The sequence below is a fragment of the Falsihalocynthiibacter sp. SS001 genome, assembly GCF_042445055.1.
Taxonomy (GTDB): Bacteria; Pseudomonadota; Alphaproteobacteria; order Rhodobacterales; family Rhodobacteraceae; genus Falsihalocynthiibacter.
The window spans coordinates 287,703-307,862 of the sequence record NZ_CP170339.1; the positions used below are offsets into that span (position 1 = coordinate 287,703).

At 52.1% G+C, this 20,160-nt stretch carries 24 protein-coding genes; 12 read left to right on the forward strand and 12 right to left on the reverse strand.

Annotated features, from left to right (window positions below; genetic code table 11):
• The first annotated feature begins 38 nt into the window (after nt 1-38).
• A complete protein-coding gene (locus ACFE33_RS01365) occupies nt 39-1,262 on the forward strand; it encodes an MFS transporter (RefSeq protein WP_380055895.1) in 1,224 nt (407 codons plus the stop codon).
• Here the strand turns inward: ACFE33_RS01365 and ACFE33_RS01370 are convergent.
• Genes ACFE33_RS01370 through ACFE33_RS01380 form a run of 3 tightly spaced genes read right to left on the reverse strand, consistent with a single transcriptional unit; the run spans nt 1,245 to nt 3,526 of the window.
• Nucleotides 1,245-1,844 (reverse strand): Smr/MutS family protein, encoded by a 600-nt coding sequence (locus tag ACFE33_RS01370; protein WP_380055898.1) that lies wholly within the window; start codon nt 1,842-1,844, stop codon nt 1,245-1,247. The two genes, ACFE33_RS01365 and ACFE33_RS01370, sit on opposite strands and share 18 nt — an antisense overlap.
• Nucleotides 1,841-2,866, reverse strand: coding sequence for a murein transglycosylase A (locus tag ACFE33_RS01375; protein WP_380055901.1), 1,026 nt, complete (start codon nt 2,864-2,866; stop codon nt 1,841-1,843). Before ACFE33_RS01375 ends, ACFE33_RS01370 begins: the two co-directional genes overlap by 4 nt.
• Nucleotides 2,867-2,869: 3 nt before the next feature.
• Entirely contained in the window at nt 2,870-3,526 is a 657-nt protein-coding gene (locus ACFE33_RS01380) for a Tim44/TimA family putative adaptor protein (protein ID WP_380055904.1), read from the reverse strand.
• Nucleotides 3,527-3,633: 107 nt separating this feature from the next.
• On the opposite strand from ACFE33_RS01380, the gene ACFE33_RS01385 reads away from it, so the two are divergent.
• Complete coding sequence (locus ACFE33_RS01385) at nt 3,634-4,119, forward strand: FxsA family protein (protein ID WP_380055906.1); 486 nt, start codon at nt 3,634-3,636, stop codon at nt 4,117-4,119.
• A 62-nt stretch (nt 4,120-4,181) separates the two neighbouring features.
• Complete coding sequence (gene secB, locus ACFE33_RS01390; protein ID WP_380055908.1) at nt 4,182-4,691, forward strand: protein-export chaperone SecB; 510 nt, start codon at nt 4,182-4,184, stop codon at nt 4,689-4,691.
• Nucleotide 4,692: 1 nt separating this feature from the next.
• Here secB and dnaQ read toward each other — a convergent pair whose 3' ends face one another.
• The 4 genes from dnaQ to ACFE33_RS01410 are packed head-to-tail and all read right to left on the reverse strand — an operon-like array spanning nt 4,693 to nt 7,397.
• Nucleotides 4,693-5,382 carry a DNA polymerase III subunit epsilon gene (dnaQ, locus tag ACFE33_RS01395; protein WP_380055911.1) on the reverse strand — a complete coding sequence of 230 codons (690 nt, stop codon included), beginning with the start codon at nt 5,380-5,382 and terminating at the stop codon, nt 4,693-4,695.
• Nucleotides 5,375-5,968 carry a dephospho-CoA kinase gene (gene coaE, locus ACFE33_RS01400; RefSeq protein ID WP_380055914.1) on the reverse strand — a complete coding sequence of 198 codons (594 nt, stop codon included), beginning with the start codon at nt 5,966-5,968 and terminating at the stop codon, nt 5,375-5,377. The genes dnaQ and coaE overlap by 8 nt, the downstream gene beginning before the upstream one ends.
• Nucleotides 5,965-6,801 carry a shikimate dehydrogenase gene (locus tag ACFE33_RS01405; RefSeq protein ID WP_380055917.1) on the reverse strand — a complete coding sequence of 279 codons (837 nt, stop codon included), beginning with the start codon at nt 6,799-6,801 and terminating at the stop codon, nt 5,965-5,967. Before ACFE33_RS01405 ends, coaE begins: the two co-directional genes overlap by 4 nt.
• A complete protein-coding gene (locus ACFE33_RS01410) occupies nt 6,798-7,397 on the reverse strand; it encodes a Maf family protein (protein ID WP_380055920.1) in 600 nt (199 codons plus the stop codon). Before ACFE33_RS01410 ends, ACFE33_RS01405 begins: the two co-directional genes overlap by 4 nt.
• Before the next feature lie 408 nt (nt 7,398-7,805).
• Here ACFE33_RS01410 and hemJ point away from each other — a divergent pair, with 408 nt between their 5' ends.
• From hemJ to ACFE33_RS01445, 7 genes are all read left to right on the forward strand, one after another.
• On the forward strand, nt 7,806-8,258 hold the full coding sequence (gene hemJ / locus ACFE33_RS01415) for a protoporphyrinogen oxidase HemJ (RefSeq protein ID WP_380055922.1): 453 nt from the start codon (nt 7,806-7,808) through the stop codon (nt 8,256-8,258).
• A gap of 122 nt (nt 8,259-8,380) precedes the next feature.
• Nucleotides 8,381-9,652 carry a transcription termination factor Rho gene (gene rho / locus ACFE33_RS01420; protein ID WP_380055925.1) on the forward strand — a complete coding sequence of 424 codons (1,272 nt, stop codon included), beginning with the start codon at nt 8,381-8,383 and terminating at the stop codon, nt 9,650-9,652.
• A 44-nt stretch (nt 9,653-9,696) separates the two neighbouring features.
• Entirely contained in the window at nt 9,697-10,980 is a 1,284-nt protein-coding gene (mnmE, locus tag ACFE33_RS01425; protein WP_380055928.1) for a tRNA uridine-5-carboxymethylaminomethyl(34) synthesis GTPase MnmE, read from the forward strand.
• 12 nt (nt 10,981-10,992) lie between these two features.
• Nucleotides 10,993-12,858, forward strand: coding sequence for a tRNA uridine-5-carboxymethylaminomethyl(34) synthesis enzyme MnmG (mnmG, locus tag ACFE33_RS01430; RefSeq protein WP_380055931.1), 1,866 nt, complete (start codon nt 10,993-10,995; stop codon nt 12,856-12,858).
• A complete protein-coding gene (gene rsmG, locus ACFE33_RS01435) occupies nt 12,858-13,475 on the forward strand; it encodes a 16S rRNA (guanine(527)-N(7))-methyltransferase RsmG (RefSeq protein WP_380055934.1) in 618 nt (205 codons plus the stop codon). The genes mnmG and rsmG overlap by 1 nt, the downstream gene beginning before the upstream one ends.
• Nucleotides 13,468-14,283 carry a ParA family protein gene (locus ACFE33_RS01440; protein ID WP_380055936.1) on the forward strand — a complete coding sequence of 272 codons (816 nt, stop codon included), beginning with the start codon at nt 13,468-13,470 and terminating at the stop codon, nt 14,281-14,283. Before rsmG ends, ACFE33_RS01440 begins: the two co-directional genes overlap by 8 nt.
• Before the next feature lie 3 nt (nt 14,284-14,286).
• On the forward strand, nt 14,287-15,177 hold the full coding sequence (locus ACFE33_RS01445) for a ParB/RepB/Spo0J family partition protein (protein ID WP_380055939.1): 891 nt from the start codon (nt 14,287-14,289) through the stop codon (nt 15,175-15,177).
• Here ACFE33_RS01445 and ACFE33_RS01450 read toward each other — a convergent pair.
• The 5 genes from ACFE33_RS01450 to rph are packed head-to-tail and all read right to left on the reverse strand — an operon-like array spanning nt 15,167 to nt 18,377.
• Nucleotides 15,167-15,520, reverse strand: a complete 354-nt coding sequence (locus ACFE33_RS01450; protein ID WP_380055941.1) for a YbaN family protein — start codon at nt 15,518-15,520, stop codon at nt 15,167-15,169. The two genes, ACFE33_RS01445 and ACFE33_RS01450, sit on opposite strands and share 11 nt — an antisense overlap.
• Nucleotides 15,520-16,680, reverse strand: a complete 1,161-nt coding sequence (gene hemW, locus ACFE33_RS01455; RefSeq protein ID WP_380055944.1) for a radical SAM family heme chaperone HemW — start codon at nt 16,678-16,680, stop codon at nt 15,520-15,522. The genes ACFE33_RS01450 and hemW overlap by 1 nt, the downstream gene beginning before the upstream one ends.
• 1 nt (nt 16,681) lies before the next feature.
• The gene (locus ACFE33_RS01460) at nt 16,682-17,056 is read right to left on the reverse strand and encodes a RidA family protein (RefSeq protein WP_380055947.1); all 375 of its coding nucleotides are present in this window, start codon (nt 17,054-17,056) and stop codon (nt 16,682-16,684) included.
• 2 nt (nt 17,057-17,058) lie between these two features.
• Nucleotides 17,059-17,667 carry an RdgB/HAM1 family non-canonical purine NTP pyrophosphatase gene (gene rdgB / locus ACFE33_RS01465; protein WP_380055950.1) on the reverse strand — a complete coding sequence of 203 codons (609 nt, stop codon included), beginning with the start codon at nt 17,665-17,667 and terminating at the stop codon, nt 17,059-17,061.
• The gene (gene rph / locus ACFE33_RS01470) at nt 17,667-18,377 is read right to left on the reverse strand and encodes a ribonuclease PH (RefSeq protein WP_380055953.1); all 711 of its coding nucleotides are present in this window, start codon (nt 18,375-18,377) and stop codon (nt 17,667-17,669) included. The genes rdgB and rph overlap by 1 nt, the downstream gene beginning before the upstream one ends.
• A 121-nt stretch (nt 18,378-18,498) precedes the next feature.
• Here rph and hrcA point away from each other — a divergent pair, with 121 nt between their 5' ends.
• Nucleotides 18,499-19,563: a heat-inducible transcriptional repressor HrcA gene (hrcA, locus tag ACFE33_RS01475; protein ID WP_380055955.1), complete on the forward strand. Its 1,065-nt coding sequence runs from the start codon at nt 18,499-18,501 to the stop codon at nt 19,561-19,563.
• Nucleotides 19,564-19,574: 11 nt separating this feature from the next.
• On the forward strand, nt 19,575-20,135 hold the full coding sequence (locus ACFE33_RS01480; RefSeq protein WP_380055958.1) for a nucleotide exchange factor GrpE: 561 nt from the start codon (nt 19,575-19,577) through the stop codon (nt 20,133-20,135).
• Nucleotides 20,136-20,160: the final 25 nt, after the last annotated feature.

The window sequence follows — 20,160 nt, forward strand, 5'->3', positions numbered from 1 at the left end:
CCCTCATAAGAAAAGCGCGTTTCTTATGAAGTGATCCAATGCCTTTTACGACCTTTCTCGTTACCAATGCCCGCTGGCTCTTGGCGGGGTTCTCTATCGCGTTCGTTTCGAGCTTTGGCCAAACGTATTTTATCTCGATCTTCGCGGGCGCTATTCGCTCGGAGTTTGACCTTTCGCACGGTGCGTGGGGCGGGATTTATCTGATCGGGACGAGTGCCTCAGCGATAACGATGATTTGGGCTGGCGGACTGGTCGATCGGTGGCGAATACGCTCGCTCTGTACGATCATTTTGCTAATGCTCGCCGTAGCTTGCCTGTCGATGGCCGCAGTTCCAAGTGCGACGGCGCTGATATTCGTGATCTTTGCGTTGCGCTTCACTGGTCAGGGGATGTTGGCCCATGCGACGACCGTTTCGATGGCGCGCTGGTTCGTTGCGACACGGGGGCGCGCATTGGCGATTGCATCGCTTGGGTTCAAAACGGGCGAGGCGATCCTGCCGCTTATCTTCGTAGCCTTGATGGCGTGGTTTGCGTGGCGAGATTTGTGGATACTCGCCGCAGGACTTGCCTTGCTGGTTATCCCGCTCTTGGCGGTGCTCCTTAAACACGAGCGAACACCACAATCGATCTCCACTGAAAACCAATCCGTTGGCATGCAGGGGCGGCACTGGACCCGCAATCAGACCCTGCGCCATTGGTTGTTCTGGTACATGCTCCTCGCGCTCATGGGGCCGCCGTGTTTTATGACGGCGCTGTTCTTTCAACAGGTCCATATCAGTGAGGTTAAGGGCTTTACTCACATTAGCTTTGTTGCGCTTTTCCCGATTTTTACCATCGTAAGCTCAGGCGCCATGATGCTTGCGGGGTGGGCGATTGATCGGTTTTCAACGCCACGCATTCTCCCGACTTACCTAATACCGATGTCGCTTGGGTTCTTTCTTGCGGCGCAGTCCAACTCACTCCTTGGTATGGCCGTTGCGCTTGGCTTCCTTGGGCTTTCGCAGGGAGCAGCGTCGGTTGTTGTGCCTGCGTTTTGGGCCGAGTTTTATGGAACGCGAAACCTTGGATCGATCAAGGCGATGGCCGCTGCGGTCATGGTTGCATCATCGGCCGTGGGGCCGGGGCTTTCTGGGGTGCTCATTGATATGGGGATCGATTTCTCACAACAAATGTACGGAATCGCGATCTATTTCCTATGTGCTGTCATGCTGATTTGGCTCGGGATGCAGCGCGTAAGGCTTTCGTCACCTTTGACGGCGTAGATACACGTAGTAAGCGCCTTCGCCACCATGTTTGCGATGCGCTTGTGCCACTTGAAGCACCGCAGAGCGAAGCGGCGGCATAGAGAGCCATTGCGGAACCTGATGCTTAAGAACGCCATAGGGCACGGGTATTGGGCCCGGTTCATCGCGGTGCTTTCCCTTGCCGGTCACAACCAAAACCAGCCGCTTACCATCATCAAAGGCATCCAGAATAAATCCCATCAGGACGGGATGCGCCTGTGCCATTGTCATTCCGTGAAGGTCGATTTTTGCTTGCGGGGCCTCGCGGCCTTGCTTCATTCTCTTGTACTTTTTGCCGTCCATCTGCACACGTTCTCGCGCCATTTGCTCTGGCAGGCTTGGTTTAAGGTCGCGCGATTCAGGTATCGGTTTGGACTTTTCACCAATACGAAATCCACCGCGTGGCTGATGTGATTGGTGCTGCTTGGGTTTTAGGGGTTTATCATGCTGCGGTATGGATTTGGTAAGCTTGGCACGCGCGGGCCGCAACGGCGTAATCTGTGACGCAATCGTCAGCCACAGATCCTCTTCGTTGGGTTTGAGGCGGCGAGGCTTCTTCATTCCAGCTCCCCCTCAGGGGCCATCGCAAACGCAAGCTGGATCGGCATGAGCACGACCATGCGGCCGCCATCTTTGATTTGGTTCGCAACTTTCCCTGCGACTTCGCCCGTTCCAAAGAAAACATCGGCGCGTTGTGCACCCTTGATCGCGGCACCTGTATCCTGTGCAACCATCAAGCGGTGCAGGGTAGGGTTGCCCGGCTTCTCGATCCAAACGGGAGAGCCGAGCGTCACATAGCGCGGATCAACGGCAAGCGAACGCAGCGACGTAAGCGAGCGGTTCATCGCGCCACGCGGACCCTTGTTTGGTGGCAGCGCGAGCTTGCGAAAGAACACATACGATGGATTGGTCCAAAGCACCTCTTGCCCAAAGCTTGGGTTGCGGCCAAACCAGTCACGGATACGCGCGTTTGAGGCCTGACTGCGGGTCATGATGCCCTCATCAATCAACTTTTGCGCAATAGAGCGGTTCGGATGCCCGTTCTCTCCGGCATAGCCAACGCGGATGCTGCTTCCGTCGGTAAGTTTAACGCGGCCAGACCCCTGAATCTGAAGAAAATAGATATCAACAGGGTTATCGACCCATGCGATTTCCAACCCCTTGAGGGCATCGGTTTGGTCAATCTGCTGGCGCGTAAAAGTCGCAGCTTCGCCCTGAGGCTTGCGATAAAGCGGATAGCGATGACGGCCATCAGGATACCGCGCACCGCGCAACTCTGGTTCAAAATATCCAGTAAAAAGCGTGGGCGTACCGTTTTCGATAATCACTGGCCGAAAGAAAAGCTCAAAGAACGCTTTGGGGTCGGGGTTTGAGTGAGCAAACTCGCAAAGGTTGCTCCACTCGGGATCATCCATCAGTTTGCAGGTCTCTTTGTATGCATCAAAGGCTGCCTGATGGTTGTCCTCTTGCCACCCCGCAAGATTATCAAACGACAGGATACGCGCAGTGGTTTCAGCTTGCGCGCTAGAAATAACAAAGGGTGCCAGAAGCACCCCAAGTCCAATTATCAAACGCGCCAACACGGATTAATCACCCGTTTGAACAAGCTGCCAGTTGGGATCTGCGGCACCCATAGTGCGCGCAAACGTCCATGTGTCCTTTTGGCGTTTTACGGTTGTGTCATCGCCCTCGATGATCTTGCCATCTTTGTCACGAACAAGGGATGTCAGCTCGCCGACGAACTTGATTGTGACCTCGCCAACGCTTGTTTTCGGGTCAAACTCGGCCCGCGCCAATGACATTTCACGCACACCGATGAATTTCGCTTCGATTGTAAGGCCGCGATCTTCGCGGTCGGCAATCACATCGACAAAGCTCTGATGAACATCTTCTGATAGGAGAGGCTCGATTTCGTCGAGATTACCGTGCTCAAACCCCATAAGGATCATTTCATAAGCACCACGCGCACCGCCCAGAAACTCTGTGACAGAGAAGTTAGGCTCGGCCTGTTTCATCTTGGTCAATGCTTCGACAGAGTCGGGATCGTTGATGTGATCCACGATATCGCGGTCTGGTCCGCCCTCGATCACCTCAAAATTCGGGCTGCCCGCTGGAGGTGGTGCAAGTTTATCTTCGCGAGGGGGTTCAAACCCGTCGCGTGTCCCAAGCACGTCTTTTAGCTTGATAATTAAAAATATAGCTATTCCAGCCAAAACCAGAAGTTGCAGTCCGCCACCGTTCATCGAAACCTCGTCCAGTAAGGAAATAGTTGGAAACTTTGCTTGTGAGACTTATGTAGTGTAACGCCGCAACAGAAACAACTGGTGCGGACAACGTCTTAGGGGGTCTTATGTGGCTTTTGATCGCTTTTATTGCAGTTCCAATCATTGAGATTGCACTTTTTCTCGAGGTTGGTGGCATGATTGGCACATGGCCGACAATTGGCATCGTCCTTCTGACGGCTGTGGTCGGGTCATATATGATGCGAATCCAAGGCGCGCTGGCGATGTCTTCATTGCAAGCTTCGTTCAACGAAATGCGTGATCCCACAGTGCCGATCGCAAGTGGCGCGATGATCCTTCTGGCCGGAGCGCTTTTGGTGACGCCCGGCTTCTTTACCGACACGCTGGGGCTTTTGCTGCTGGTGCCGCCATTTCGCAATCTCGTCATTAAGTTCGCCAAGTCGCGAATGAAGGTCCAGACCTATCAATCGAGCAGCTTTTCGACGCACCAACGCTATTCTGCCGACGATGATGGAGTGATTGACGGCGATTATGCACGGGTTGATCCTGATCTTCCGCCGGTCGAAGGACCTTCAGGATGGACCAAGGATTGAGGCTCCCCCGCCAAGCTGATACACGAAGTTAAGAATTTTACGTCTTTTAGGAGAACTAGGGAATGACCGACGAAACAACTGGCGCACCGGAAGCCAAAGCCGCGCCAACAGCGCCTGTTATGCAAGTACTTGCGCAATTTATCCGTGATCTTTCGTTTGAAAACATCGTGGCCCAAAAAGGCATCTCAAATGCAGCGCAACCTGATGTGCAGGTACAAGTAAACCTTGATGCCAAGAAGCGCTCGACCGAGAAGCAATACGAAATCTCAATGAAGCTCAAAGTAACAAGCAAAGTTAAGGATTCCGGCGATCCGATGTTCCTTATGGAGCTTGATTACGGCGGGATTTTCCACATCGACAACGTTCCAGAAGACCAACTTCACCCGTTCTTGCTCATCGAATGCCCACGGATGCTCTTCCCATACGTGCGCCGCATTGTTGGTGATGTGACACGCGATGGTGGCTTCCCACCACTGAATCTTGAAACGATTGATTTCCTTGCGCTTTACCGTGCCGAGCTTACACGCCGCGCACAAGCAGAAGCCGCAGCAAGCGAAACACCTGTTTCCTAAATCAGAGCTTTTTCCAAAGCGCGTCGTCGCCCATGCTTTCAACAAACTGAGCGTGGGCGGCGGCTTCTTCTTGAGTTAGGCGACTTGGAAGCGGAGTCTCGCGCCGTTTCGGGCGCCACGCATCCGCACCATTATCATCATCGCTATTTTGCTGGGACGTCTTGAGCGCGAAATCGGGCTGGCGTCCGCCGATCAGCTCTAGATACACTTCGGCCAGAATTTCAGAGTCAAGCAGAGCGCCGTGGAGCGTTCGCGATGAGTTATCAATCCCGAACCGACGACACAGCGCATCAAGAGAGGCGGGCGAGCCCGGAAATCTCTTGCGTGCAATCGCCAATGTATCCAATGCCTGTGACATTGGAAGGAGCGGGCGGTTAACCCATCCCAGTTCGGCGTTCAGAAACTTCATATCGAACGCCGCATTGTGAATCACAAGCCGATCATTCCCGATAAAGTCGACGAAATCCTGTGCGATATCCTTGAACAGGGGTTTGTCGGAAAGGAATTCTGCCGAAAGCCCATGAACCTCAAACGCACTTTGAGGCATGTCACGCTCGGGGTTGATATATTGGTGATAGGTTTTTCCTGTCGGCACGTGGTTAATCAATTCCACGGCACCGATTTCGACCAAACGATCCCCTTCCTCAGGTTTAAACCCTGTGGTTTCGGTATCGAGCACCAGTTCACGCATCAAACGCCCCTTTTTTAATCCGCGCGACAATATCAGACACGACTTGTTGGGTTTCCTCCATGGTCACGGTTGGGATGACTATATCCGCTCGTGCCCGTTTTTCGGAGTCTGGCATTTGCTTTGCCAAGATTGCCTCAAACATCGCAGCATCCATTGAGCCGCGGGCCAAGACTCTCTCTTTTTGAATCGTTGGCGGCGCAGATACAACCGCAATGGCATCAAAATTATCCTCGGTTCCATTTTCAAAGAGCAACGGAATATCGAGAACAACGATCTCGGCCTCCGTGTTTTTGATAAAGGTCTCTCGGTCTGCGGCCACAAGGGGATGAATAATCGCCTCGATACGCGATAGGGCGGATGGGTCAGACTTGATCCATTCCTTGAGTTTTGCACGGTTGACTGCGTTATCGACCACCGCATCAGGGTGGAGTGTGGCAATTGGCGCGACGGCCTCTCCTTGATAGAGGCGGTGCACCGCGGCGTCTGCATCCCAGACTGCGCATCCAAGGTCGGCGAACATATTGGCGGTGGTAGATTTCCCCATGCCGATTGAACCCGTCAGGCCCAATAGAAATGGCCGCTTCACGCGCCCAAAACTGCTTGGCGCAGTTCCTCATCCACTTCGGGGCGCACACCAAACCAGCGCTCAAACCCTGGCGCACCTTGGTACAGCAACATCCCAAGCCCATCGACGGTGTGGCATCCACTCTTCTCGGCCTGCTCAAGGAATTTGGTGCGCAGCGGCGTATAGACCAGATCGTTCACCACACAGCCTTTTTGCAAACGATCAAGCGAGATCTTGAATTCCGCGCCACCTTTCATGCCCAGCGACGTGGTGTTTACAACCGTCGTCGCATCCTCAAGCGCATTGGCCGCTTGAACCCAATCAACTACCGTAACTTTCTGGCCGAAATCGCTTCGCAATCCTTCGGAGCGGTTTTTGGTTCGGTTAGTCAGTAATATCTCGGGCGCACCCGCTTCGAGAAGGCTTGCGATAACGGCACGCGCGGCGCCACCTGCACCAAACACAAGCGCCGGTCCTATTGTAGGTTCCCACATCGGCGCACCGCTACGCAGGTTTTCGATAAACCCATAACCATCTGTATTATCAGCGTGAATTTTGCCGTCATTCCGGAATGTGAGCGTATTCGCAGCACCAATAAGAGAGGCGCGATCAGTTACCGAGTCCGCGAACTCTAGGACGTCTTCTTTATAGGGGATTGTAACGTTCACGCCGACGAACCCCAATGTCGGAAGCGTTCGGATAGCATCTTCGAGGTTTGAGCGATCAATATGGAGCGGCACATAATAGCCCGCTATGCCGTATTTCTTGAGCCAGTGCCCGTGCAGCAAAGGAGAGCGGCTGTGTGCGATGGGAGCGCCGATTACGCCCGCCAGTGGTATTTTATGCTCGCTCATGAAGGTAGTTCTCCGCGCAATGTAAGGTAAGAAATGAGTTCGAGGAGGGGCATCCCAAGAACGTTGAAGTAATCGCCATCCACACGAGTGAACAGTCGAACCCCTTCTTTTTCAAGCTGATACGCCCCGACACAGTGCCGAATATCATCCCAGTTGCGCGCCACATAATCGACGATAAAATCATCCGACAGTGCCCGCATCTGAAGCCGCACAACGCCCACGTGCCGCCAGACGGGTTTACCATCCTCATATATCACCGCCGCAGAGAGAAGCTGATGCCGATCATTCGAGAGCATTTTGAGTTGCTCTTGCGCGTGTTCGGGTGACTGAGGTTTACTTAGGATATCGCCTTTGAAATCAAGCACCTGATCGCAACCAATGACGATCGCATCCAGATGCTTCTGGCTTACCTTTCGGGCCTTATACTCGGCGAGCGTGTCGGCAATATCGCGTGGCGGGGCCTGCTCAGCCTGAAGCGCTGCTTTGATGGCCTCTTCGTCGACGCGGGGCTTTTCCGTGGTGAACTCAATCCGCGCATTGGAAAGCATTTCCGCACGGATCTGCGAAGTAGAGGCAAGTATGATCCGAGAGGCCATGTGGACGTTCCTGTGGACGAATCCCCTATGAACTTTGGGATCGAATTGTTGGTAAGTGGGTCTTGGATCGAAAACAGGCAATCTCACTGAGTTTGTCAAGACGGCCAAGCCATTTATGCACGGTGGATGAGGATAACTTGCCGCGGTGGATAACTCGTTTTATTCAGCTCAAGGCGTATCTCTGCACCGAATTATTCACAGCATAATATTACTCATAACATTGATTCTAATATGATATTTTGTTTCGTCCACAGTTTTATATAGATGTTGTCATGTATAACCCAGAATGTGTAAAAGCCCGTGAATGAAACAGTAATCCACAGAAAATCTAAACCCTACTTAATCATCATCCTTTCTATATATCTTTTATTATTATTATAGAGTTCACCAAACAGCCCCGAGGAAAACATGACTGACCTTCTCCATGCGATATATCCGTGGGTGAAATCCCTTCACGTAATCTCAGTGATCGCGTGGATGGCGGGTATGTTTTATCTGCCGCGGCTCTTTGTTTATCACGTTGAAAGCGTAGAAAAGGGCAGCGAAACCGATGTGCTCTTTCAAACAATGGAGCGCCGGCTTCTTCGGGTAATTATCAATCCTGCGATGACTGCTGCGTGGGTTTTCGGCGTTTTGCTTGCTTTAACACCTGGAATCGTGGATTGGGGCGCCGTTTGGCCCTATACGAAATTCGCGAGTGTACTGGCGCTGAGTGGTGTGCACGGGATGCTGTCACGGTATCGCAAGGATTTCGCAGCGGGTAAGAATGTGAAATCCGGTCGTTATTACAGGCTTTTGAACGAAGCGCCGACCGTGCTTTTGGTGATCATCGTTGTGTCCATTATTGCGCGGCCGTTCTAAAATATTGACTCTGGGTTCGTTGATCCTTATCTAGCGATCAAGCGGCCGTCCGGTCGTGTGCTTTCTGTACCTTAATTCTATGAACCCAGCGGCCACTTGTGGCGGGGGTAGGACGTATTCCCATGAGTGAGAACACCCTTAATCTTTCCGATCTCAAGGCCCTTAAGCCCAAAGACCTCTTGTCGATGGCCGAGGAACTGGAGATTGAAAATGCCTCTACTATGCGTAAGGGCGAAATCATGTTCCACATCTTGCGCGAACGTGCGGATGAGGGCTGGGAAGTGTCCGGTGATGGCGTTCTAGAAGTGCTACAGGACGGATTTGGCTTCCTTCGGAGCCCAGAGGCGAACTATTTGCCCGGTCCGGACGATATCTATGTGTCGCCTGAGATGATCCGCTCGTTCTCGATGCGCACTGGCGATACTGTGAACGGTGTTATTAAGGCGCCGGGCGATACAGAGCGTTATTTCGCGATGACCAAGGTCACTTCGATTAACTTCGAAGACCCAGAGCGCGCAAAACACAAGATCAACTTCGACAACCTGACGCCGCTGTATCCCGACGAGCGTCTGCGTATGGAAACCGACGACCCAACAACCAAGGATCGCTCGGCGCGTATCATTGATCTGGTTGCGCCAATCGGTAAGGGACAGCGTTCCTTGATCGTGGCGCCACCGCGGACGGGTAAGACAGTATTGCTTCAGAATATCGCCTCAAGCATCGAGAAAAACCACCCAGAGTGCTATTTGATCGTGCTTTTGATCGACGAGCGCCCCGAAGAGGTGACAGATATGCAGCGTAGCGTGAAAGGGGAGGTTGTGTCATCGACCTTTGATGAGCCTGCGTCGCGTCACGTAGCCGTTTCCGAGATGGTAATTGAAAAGGCGAAACGTCTGGTTGAGCATAAACGCGACGTTGTGATCCTTCTGGACTCCATTACGCGTCTGGGACGTGCGTTTAACACGGTTGTACCGTCCTCAGGCAAGGTTCTGACGGGTGGTGTGGATGCGAACGCATTGCAGCGTCCTAAGCGCTTCTTTGGCGCCGCACGTAACATCGAAGAGGGCGGTAGCCTGACGATCATCGCGACTGCGCTGATTGATACCGGTTCGCGGATGGATGAGGTCATCTTTGAGGAATTCAAAGGTACTGGTAACAGCGAAATCGTTCTTGACCGTAAGGTTGCTGATAAGCGCGTATTCCCGGCGATGGATATTCTTAAGTCTGGTACACGTAAAGAAGAACTCTTGGTCGATAAGATTGATCTTCAGAAAACCTTCGTACTGCGTCGTATTCTGAACCCAATGGGCACAACAGATGCGATCGAATTCTTGATTTCCAAGTTGAAGCAGACGAAAACAAACGCTGATTTCTTTGATTCGATGAATACCTAGAACGCTAGGGTTATCGACTTATTGTTTAATAACAATGGGTTACAATGGATACGATCTATGCACTTGCATCGGCGTCAGGTAAAGCTGGCGTCGCAATCGTTCGGATTTCCGGACCTGAAGCGCACAGTGCGTTATCCCATTTTGCTGTCCAAGTTCCAAAAATGCGCGAAGCGGTGTTGCGCCGCTTGGTGGATGACACGGGCGTAGTTCTGGATGAAGCCTTGGTGCTTTGCTTCAAATCTGGCGCGAGCTTTACTGGCGAAAATACGACCGAGCTTCATTTGCACGGATCAACGGCAACTGTGCGCGCGGTGCTTGAAGCGCTATCCAAAGTGGACGGCCTTCGTTTGGCAGAACCAGGTGAGTTTACGCGGCGCGCACTCGAGAACGGATGTTTGGACCTCGCGCAAGTAGAGGGCTTGGCGGATCTGATCGAAGCTGAAACAGAGGTTCAGCGGCGTCAGGCGCTCAAGGTACTTTCAGGCGCGCTTGGGGATAAAGCCGAGGGTTGGCGTAAACGTCTGATCCGCGCGGCGGCACTCCTTGAGGCGACTATTGATTTTGCAGACGAAGAAGTTCCCGTTGATGTGACACCGGAGGTTCTTGAACTGATCGACGGTGTCCAAGAGGAGCTTGAGCAAGAGTCGGCGGGGAGCTTCATTTCCGAACGTATTCGTGAGGGCTTTGAAGTGGCGATTGTCGGGCCGCCAAATGCGGGGAAATCGACGCTCTTGAATGCGCTTGCAGGTCGCGATGCGGCAATTACATCTGAATTTGCAGGTACAACGCGCGATATTATTGAAGTGCGAATGGACTTGAACGGACTTGCCGTCACATTTTTAGATACTGCTGGCCTGCGGGAAACGGATGATCACGTCGAAGGAATTGGCATCGAACGCGCCGTCGCGCGTGCAAATGCGGCGGATCTTCGTGTATTCTTGTCCACAGACGATTCTACCTTTGAGGGGCTTGCAGTTCAGCCTGATGATATCCACGTAAGCGGTAAGGCTGATCTTACGGGAGGCGCTGGGGTCTCGGGAAAAACGGGGCAGGGTGTGTCAGAGTTGGTACACAATATATCGCGTGTACTTTCAGAACGAGCACAAGGCGCTGTTACAGCCACCCATGAACGGCATCGCGTTGCGATCCTAGAAGGTATAAAAGCTTTGGAAACTGCGCGGTCAGAAATAATGTTTGGCGCAGAAAGAGCAGAGTTTGCCGCCGAGGAATTACGCTCGGTCGTGCGAAAATTGGATGCGCTTGTTGGGCGCGTTGATGTTGAACACCTGTTGGATGAGATTTTCAGCAGTTTTTGTCTTGGTAAGTAAGGAGTGTTTCACGTGAAACATTCGGATTTTGATGTAGTGGTTGTTGGCGGTGGACACGCTGGCGCAGACGCGGCCCACGCGGCGGCGCGCATGGGCGCGCGCACGGCTCTTGTCACATTGAGTACAGACGGGATCGGCGTAATGTCCTGTAATCCTGCGATTGGTGGTCTTGGCAAAGGGCATCTCGTACGCGAAATTGACGCGCTTGATGGCGTAATGGGACGCGTTGCGGATAAGGCTGGAATTCAGTTTCGACTGTTGAATCGCGGCAAGGGGCCAGCAGTTCAAGGACCGCGCGCGCAAGCAGATCGAAAAATCTATCGTAACGAGATGCTTAAAGAAATCGTATCTCAGCCCAATATCACGATTGTCGAAGGTGAAGCTGTTGACTTTATTATGAATGGCGGGGCGGTCGCAGGTGTTGTTCTACAGGACGGATCCGAGCTGAAATCCGGCGCAGTCGTTCTGACCACTGGTACATTTCTGCGCGGCGTTATTCATATCGGTGACGTGCAAAAGCCGGGTGGACGGATGGGTGATCGGCCCAGCGTTTCACTTGCTCAGCGTATTGATTCCTTTGGGTTGCCGCTTGGACGTTTGAAAACAGGAACGCCACCTCGATTGGATGGACGAACCATCAACTGGGATATTCTGGAATCGCAACCAGGTGACGACAATCCAGTTATGTTTTCATTCCTATCCAAAGGCGTATCGGCCAAGCAGATTTCGTGTGGAATTACCCATACAAATGAAAAAACGCATGAAATTATTCGCGAGAACCTCGAGAAATCAGCGATGTACGGCGGTCATATCGACGGAGTAGGACCCCGCTATTGCCCCTCCATTGAGGATAAAGTTGTTCGTTTTGCCGAGAAAACATCGCATCAGATTTTCCTAGAGCCAGAAGGCGTGGACGATCCAACAGTTTATCCGAACGGCATATCGACTTCGCTTCCTGAGGAAGTTCAAGAAGCTTACGTGCGTTCCATTCTCGGTCTAGAGGATGTCAAAATCCTTCAGCCTGGATATGCGATTGAATATGACTACGTTGATCCGCTCGCGTTGAAGCATACGCTTGAGCTTAAGGACGTGCCTGGATTGTTCTTGGCAGGTCAGATTAACGGCACGACTGGCTACGAAGAGGCGGCTGCTCAAGGTCTTGTAGCGGGCTTGAACGCCGCGCGCCGCGCTTCGAAAGGTGAAGAAGTGACATTCAGTCGCTCTGATTCATATATTGGGGTTATGGTTGATGACTTGGTCACACTCGGCGTTTCTGAGCCGTATCGCATGTTCACATCGCGTGCCGAATATCGCCTTTCCCTGCGCGCGGATAATGCTGATCAGCGACTGACACCATTGGGTATTGAAGTCGGCTGTGTTGGCTATGAGCGCAAAGAGATATTTGGCGTCAAGATGGATAAGCTCGCATCTGCGAACCAGAAACTCGACGAATTATCAGTTACTTCTAGGGCCTTGGCCGAAGCTGGAGTGAAGATCAACAAGGATGGCGCGCGCAGAAATGGGCGAGAGGCGCTTTCCATTGCGGGCGTATCCTTCGATCAGTTGATTGAGCTTGCGCCTGAACTTGAGGACATAGATTCGGAAACGCGCGTGCAAGCGTCTCGCGATGCGCTGTACTCGGTTTATATCGAGCGCCAGAAGAAGAGCGTCGATGCGGTTAAGCGTGATGAGGAATTGAAGATACCGAGTGATCTTGATTATGACGCGTTTTCAGGACTTTCGAACGAACTGAAGTCAAAACTCTCGGAAATACGCCCACAGTCGATCGCGCAAGCTAGCCGCATTCGCGGAATGACGCCCGCCGCACTTACGTTAATCCTAGCACGTGTCCGTCAATCAGAGAAAAAGCGCGCGTAATGAGTAAAGACCATGTTGCTAGCGCACTCGATGTTTCACGTGAAACAATGTCTCGACTTGAAACGTATGTTGAATTGGTTGGGAAGTGGAATCCCAAGATAAACTTGGTATCGCGTAATTCGCTTTCAGATATTTGGTCGCGGCACATACTGGATAGTGCGCAGGTTTTTGAGTACGGAAATCTGACCGGAGATTGGCTTGATATCGGAAGTGGAGGGGGCTTTCCCGGCATCGTTGTTGCAATCTTGGGGCAAGAGCATGCGCCGGAGATGAAAGTAACGCTGATCGAAAGCGATGCTCGGAAATCGGCATTTCTGCGCACTGTTTCACGTGAAACAAATATTAACGCAACAATTATCACCGAACGCGTGGAGAATGTGCCACCATTGGGTGTAAATACACTTTCCGCACGTGCACTTGCACCGCTCGACGCCCTCCTAGGGTACGCGAAATATCATCTTTCTGATGACGGAGTGGCAATATTGGCCAAAGGCGCGACACACGCGCGCGAAATTGCCGAAGCGCGTGCAAAATGGAACTTTGAACTAGAAGAGTTTCAGAGTAGAACCGATAATGAAGCAGTCATATTGAGAGTCGGAGCAATCACGAATGCCTAATCCCTTGCGCCATGGCGAACCCAAGATTATTGCCATAGCGAACCAAAAAGGCGGCGTTGGAAAGACGACAACATCAATAAATCTCGGGGCGGCGCTCGCAAAAATGGGTAATCGAGTGTTGCTCATAGACTTGGATCCGCAGGGAAATGCCTCAACAGGATTGGGAATCGGATCAGAGAGGCGCAACGCTACAACCTATGATCTTTTGGTCAACGAATCTCCGCTTTCTGAAGTGATTCAGCACACAGATGTGTTGAATTTGGATATTGTTCCGGCGACAACCGATCTCAGTTCTGCAGATATTGAACTTCTTTCGAATGAAAAACGGAGTTTCTTGCTCCATGATGCTTTGCGTCAGCCCGCTATGGCTGGTTTTGGGTTTGATTTCATTCTGATTGATTGCCCGCCTTCGCTCAACCTTCTGACGGTAAACGCAATGGTTTCCGCTCATTCTGTTCTGGTTCCGCTACAAAGTGAATTTTTCGCGCTTGAGGGACTCTCGCAGCTTATGCTTACTGTGCGAGAGGTGAGGGATACCGCGAATTCTGGACTACGAATTGAGGGAATTGTCCTCACTATGTATGATAGACGCAACAATCTATCACAACATGTAGAGGCCGACGCGCGCGAAAACCTTGGTGATCTGGTTTTCAAAACCGTCATTCCAAGAAATGTCCGCGTAAGTGAAGCGCCATCTTATGCGATGCCGGTTGTGGACTATGATCCAAGCTCCAAAGGGAGTCTTGCATACCTATCCGTCGCCAAAGAGCTCGTGGATCGACATAACGCAGTTAAATCAAGGGGTTAATATATGAGCCAAAAGAAAAACGACCGCCGTGGATTGGGCCGCGGACTTTCGGCTCTTATGGCCGATGTGAATATTGCCAGTCAGGATAGCGTAACCGAAAAGCCAGCACGCCCCGAACAGGTCCTGCCGATTGAGAAGATTGAGCCAAATCCAGATCAGCCACGGCGCAGCTTTGATGAGAAATTACTTCAGGATCTTGCGAATTCGATCTCGGAGAAGGGTATTATTCAGCCTTTGATCGTTCGGCCGAGCCCCAGAAAGCCAAATACCTACGAAATCGTCGCCGGAGAGCGTCGCTGGAGGGCCTCTCAGATCGCGCAAGTGCACGATATCCCGGTAATTATCCGCGAGCTCGACGACACAGAGGTTTTGGAAGTCGCAATTATCGAAAATATTCAGCGATCTGACCTGAATCCGGTCGAAGAAGCCATCGGATATCGCCAATTGATGGATCGTTTTGGGCATACGCAAGAAAAAGTGGCCTCTGCGCTGTCAAAAAGCAGAAGTTATATCGCCAATTTGCTGCGTTTGCTTCAGCTCCCAGATGATGTTCAGGCTATGTTACGTGAAGGGCTTCTGTCCACGGGTCATGCGAGAGCATTGATTACGTCTGAAAATCCGTCTGAGCTCGCGAAGAAAGTTGTCGCTGAAGGATTGTCGGTTCGGGAAACTGAGCGCCTTGTGAAACAAGGAATGTCCGAGCCAGTAAAACGCACTTTGAAACCATCAAAAGATGCGGACACAAAGGCGATCGAGGGCGATCTCTCTGCTGCTTTGGGAATGAAAACGATCATTGACCACGCGCAGGGCAAAGAGAACGGCAAACTTACGATTCAGTACAAGTCTTTGGAGCAATTGGATGAATTGTGCCGGATACTCTCGACTACTCGTTAGGCCGCGACCAAATAAATAGGAGCACGGCAGCTAGGCAAACCGCCTGAATTACGAGAAAAACCGGGCTAATATCGAGGAAAATCGGCGGTATGAATGCCAATCCGATTGAGAGCGTTGAGTAAATCTTTACGCGCTTTTCAATTGCGCCTCGTTCCATCCAGTCCTGAATTGGCGGGCCAAATGTATCGTGTTCGGTAAGCCAGAGATATAGCCTGTCCGATGAACGCGCAAAACAGAACGCCGCGAGAATAAGAAACGGTACAGTGGGCACAATCGGTAGTAGCAATCCAATCGCTCCCAAACCAACAGCGATCGTTCCAAAACTGATCCAGAAATAGCGCATTAAATATCTACCAAGAGTTCCCTGAGAACAGCATTTAGAATAAACCGCCCTTGTCGTGTTGCCTGTAGCCGATCATCAGAACACTTAACCATTCCCATACGCGCAAGATCAGCAATCTTTTCCTCGCGCAATGAAGTGGGCGATAGACCATTAAAACGGGAAATGGATATTCCCTCCCCAAGACGCAACCCCATCATTAGCATTTCTACTGCTTGCTCATCCGAAGGGACGGAATCGCGCGAAGACTCGCCGATGCCATTTTCTTCGACCTCTGCTAACCAACCATCAGGCTGACGATGGCTCTCTATTGCATACTTCTGGCGGTCTAACGTAAGGCGCGCGTGCGCTCCTGGGCCGATCCCGACATAATCCCCATAGCGCCAATAGATGAGGTTATGGCGACTTTCCGAGCCAATCTTTGCATGATTTGAAACTTCATAGGCGGGCATTCCGGCCGCTTCGCATAGCTCTTGGGTAACAAAAAACATATCAGAGGCGAGGTCGTCGGACGGTAATCCCTTTAACCCACCTTTGGCAAAGCGTTCACCGAATGCCGTCCCGTTTTCGATGGTAAGCTGGTACAATGACAGGTGATCGACGGAAAGCGCGAGCGCCTCTCTAAGTTCCGCGCGCCAATGATCGAGGGACTGATCCTGACGGGCATAGATAAGGTCAAAGCTGACGCGGTCGAACGTTTTTCGTGCAATATCAAATGCTTGAAGACCATCTTCGGCAGTATGAAGTCGACCTAAACGCTTGAGATCATGATCGTTGAGCGCCTGAAACCCCATCGAAACACGGTTAACTCCACCGTCGCGATACCCTTGAAACCGACCAGCCTCTATTGACGTTGGATTAGCTTCGAGGGTTATTTCCGCGTCGTTTGCGGTTGGCCAGTGTTGTTTTGCGCGCGCGATTATCGCGGCAACGACATCTGGGTCCATCAGGCTTGGGGTGCCTCCGCCAAAATAGATTGTGCTTAGGACCCGAGGGCCGACTTCAGCAGCGGCGCGGTCTAGCTCGGATAGATAGGCTCTAACCCACCTTGATTGATCGATTTCGCTTTGTACGTGGCTATTGAAATCACAATAGGGGCATTTGGATTGGCAAAACGGCCAGTGCACATAGAGGCCAAACCCGCCATTTTGCCAGTCTTCCATCTTAGGCCTTCATCGCCGTTACTTCGATCTCGATCTTCATTTCGGGCTTGATAAGATCGGCAATTACCATCGTCGCTGCTGGGCGGATTTCGGACATGGCTTCGCTTAGGGCAGGGAGTAGTTCGTCGAGCAGATCAGCATCCGTCAGTGTATACTGAACCCGCACAATATCGGCCATTTCAAAACCGCCTTCGTTAAGCGCGCCCGCGATCGTTTCAAAACAGTTTTGCGCTTGATCTGCGACGCTTTCGGGCATCGTCATTGTAGAATAGTCATAGCCCGTAGTGCCAGAAACAAAGCACCAATTGCCCTTAACCACCGCACGTGAATAGCCAAAGACTTTCTCAAATTCAGAACCGGATGAAATGCGTTTCATGTTCAATTTTCCAATAATTTCCGTAGTTTAGAAAACGCTACTGCGCGATGCGACATGTCGCGTTTCTTTTGGGGGTCCATTTCACCAAATGTCTCTGATTCCCCGATTGGCGTGAAGATCGGATCGAAACCAAAGCCCTGATCGCCCCGCATGGGCCACGACAGTGTGCCGTTAACTTTGCCCTCGAAAATCTCGTCGTGACCATCGGGCCAAGCCAAACAAAGCGTGCAATTAAAGGCAGCAGAGCGTGGTTCTGGTGCGTTCATATTCTCAAGTTTGTCCCAAACCTTCTTCATGGCCATTGAGAAATCACGTCCGTTTGGTGTCTCGGCCCAATCGGCTGTATAGACGCCCGGTGCGCCGTTGAGTGCATCCACTGAAAGGCCGCTATCATCCGAAAGCGCAGGCAAGCCGGACGCTTGCGCCGCAAAATGCGCCTTGATCCGCGCGTTGCCGGCGAAGGTATCCTCTGTCTCTTCTGGCTCGGTAAAGCCAAGCTCACCCGCCGAAACCACCGTAATTCCGAAGGGCTCTACGAGGGCGGCAATCTCTTTGAGCTTGCCAGCGTTGTGGCTTGCCAGAACGATTTTCTTTTCGGTAAGTGCGCGCATCAGGACGTTGCTGCTTTCTGCGCCGCGACCAGTTCGGCAACGCCTTTCTCTGCGAGATCGAGCAAACCATTCATTTGCTGACGCGAGAACACTGAGCCCTCGGCAGACATTTGAATTTCGATCAGTTGGCCAGAGCCGGTCAAAACAAAGTTACCGTCTACGCCAGCTTCGGAATCTTCAGGATAGTCGAGGTCCAGAATATTCTGACCCGCATAAATCCCGCAAGATACCGCTGCAACAGGATCGAGAAGCGGATCAGAGATAACATCACCGATTTTCATCAGCTTGTTTACCGCAAGTTTCAGCGCAACCCAGCCACCCGTGATGGACGCACAGCGCGTACCGCCATCCGCCTGAATAACATCACAGTCCACGGTGATCTGACGTTCGCCGAGTGCAACACGATCAACACCTGCGCGAAGGGAGCGACCTATAAGTCTTTGAATTTCTTGTGTTCTTCCTGATTGGCCATTCTTGGCCTCGCGGCGCATCCGTGTGTTTGTAGCACGGGGGAGCATTCCGTATTCTGCTGTTACCCATCCAAGCCCCGAGTTTTTCATGAAGGGCGGAACGCGCTCATCTACGGTCGCCGTACAGAGCACATGCGTGTCGCCAATCTTGATCAAACAAGAACCCTCTGCGTGTTTTGTAACGTCGGTCTCGATTGAAATCGAACGCATTTGATCTACATTTCTACCAGAAGGGCGCATGAAATTATCCTTTTTGATGGGTAGGTTCAGATACTCTCTTTGCAGCCAATTTTGCAAGGGTGATTGACGTTTGTGCCGAAAGACCATTTAGTGGGATCGCCCTTTGAATAGGTGAAATCAAATGAACAAGAGACCCGAAATTCTGGACGACATGAACGCACGAAGCCGAGAAGTTTTTCGGCGCGTTGTTGAGGGATATCTCGCAAGTGGAGAACCCGTCGGAAGCCGCACGCTGACCCGCACTATGTCCGAGAAGGTGTCGGCCGCGACTATTCGGAATGTGATGCAGGATCTCGAGTTCATGGGCCTCCTAGATAGCCCGCATGTCTCGGCGGGGCGCATCCCGACCCAGAATGGGCTGCGGATGTTTGTGGACGGTCTCCTTGAGGTAGGGGATTTGGCCACGGATGATCAGCGTCGGATCGACGAGACATTGGGCAGCAATGAGCGCGACATGGGCGGTATGCTCGATCGTGTGGGGTCGGCGCTTTCGGGTCTAACGCGAGGCGCGAGCCTTGTTTTAACGCCTAAGCATGAGGCGCCGATCAAACATATCGAGTTCGTAAGCCTTGGTCCTGACCGCGCGCTCGTGGTTCTGGTGTTTGCGGATGGGCACGTTGAAAATCGCGTTTTCACTCCCCCAATCGGCCAAACACCCAGCTCCATGCGCGAGGCGGCGAACTTCCTGAATGCCGCGGTTGAGGGGCACACCCTTAGCGATCTCGCGCGCGTCGTAGAGCGCGAAATCAAAGCGCGGCGTCAGGAACTCGACGTACTTGCGCGCGAGATGGTCGAAGACGGGCTGGCGCAATGGGTGAACAAAGGTGAGCAGCACGAGAGATTGATCGTGCGCGGACGGTCGAATCTTTTGGAAGATGAAGCCGCCGAAAAGGACCTTGAGCGGATCCGCAGCCTTTTTGATGACCTCGAACGCAAGCGGGATATCGCCGATTTTCTCGAATTGACCCAAGAAGGCGAGGGTGTTCGCATTTTTATTGGCTCCGAGAACAAATTATTTTCGCTTTCGGGTTCCTCTTTGGTGGTTTCCCCGTATATGAACGCTGATCGAAAAATTGTGGGTGCTGTTGGTGTCATTGGCCCAACGCGCCTGAACTATGGTCGTATCGTGCCGATTGTGGACTACACGGCACAACTTGTTGGACGCCTTGTATCTGATCAGGGCTGAGGAAAAAGAAGATGGCAGAGCGTAAAAACGAAGAATTTTTGGATGACCCAGAAGCAGTAGAGGCCGAACTCTATGCTGAGGATGAACTGGAAGCGGAGTCTGAGGCAGACGAGCTTTCTATTGTCACAAAGGAACGTGACGACTTCCGGGATCGTTTCATGCGTGCGCTTGCAGATGCAGAGAATGCGCGCAAGCGGTCGGACCGTGATCGTCGTGAAGCAGAGAACTATGGCGGATCGAAATTCGCGCGGGATATGCTTCCTGTTTATGACAACATGAAACGCGCAATCGAAGCGATCGACGAAGAGCAGCGCGCAGCAAATGCCGCTCTGCTTGAGGGGATCGAGCTTACGATGCGGGAATTGCTGAACGTCTTTTCCAAGCATGGGATTGAGCGCATTCTTCCCGAAGTAGGTGATCGTTTTGATCCCCAGCGTCATGAAGCAATGTTCGAAGCGCCAGTCCCGAATACGGTCGCAGGCGACATCATTCAGGTGATGGCCGAGGGCTTTATTCTACATGACCGCCTGTTGCGCCCTGCGCACGTGGGCGTAAGCTCTACACCCAAGTAAACAAGGGTTATTGAGACAATTAAAG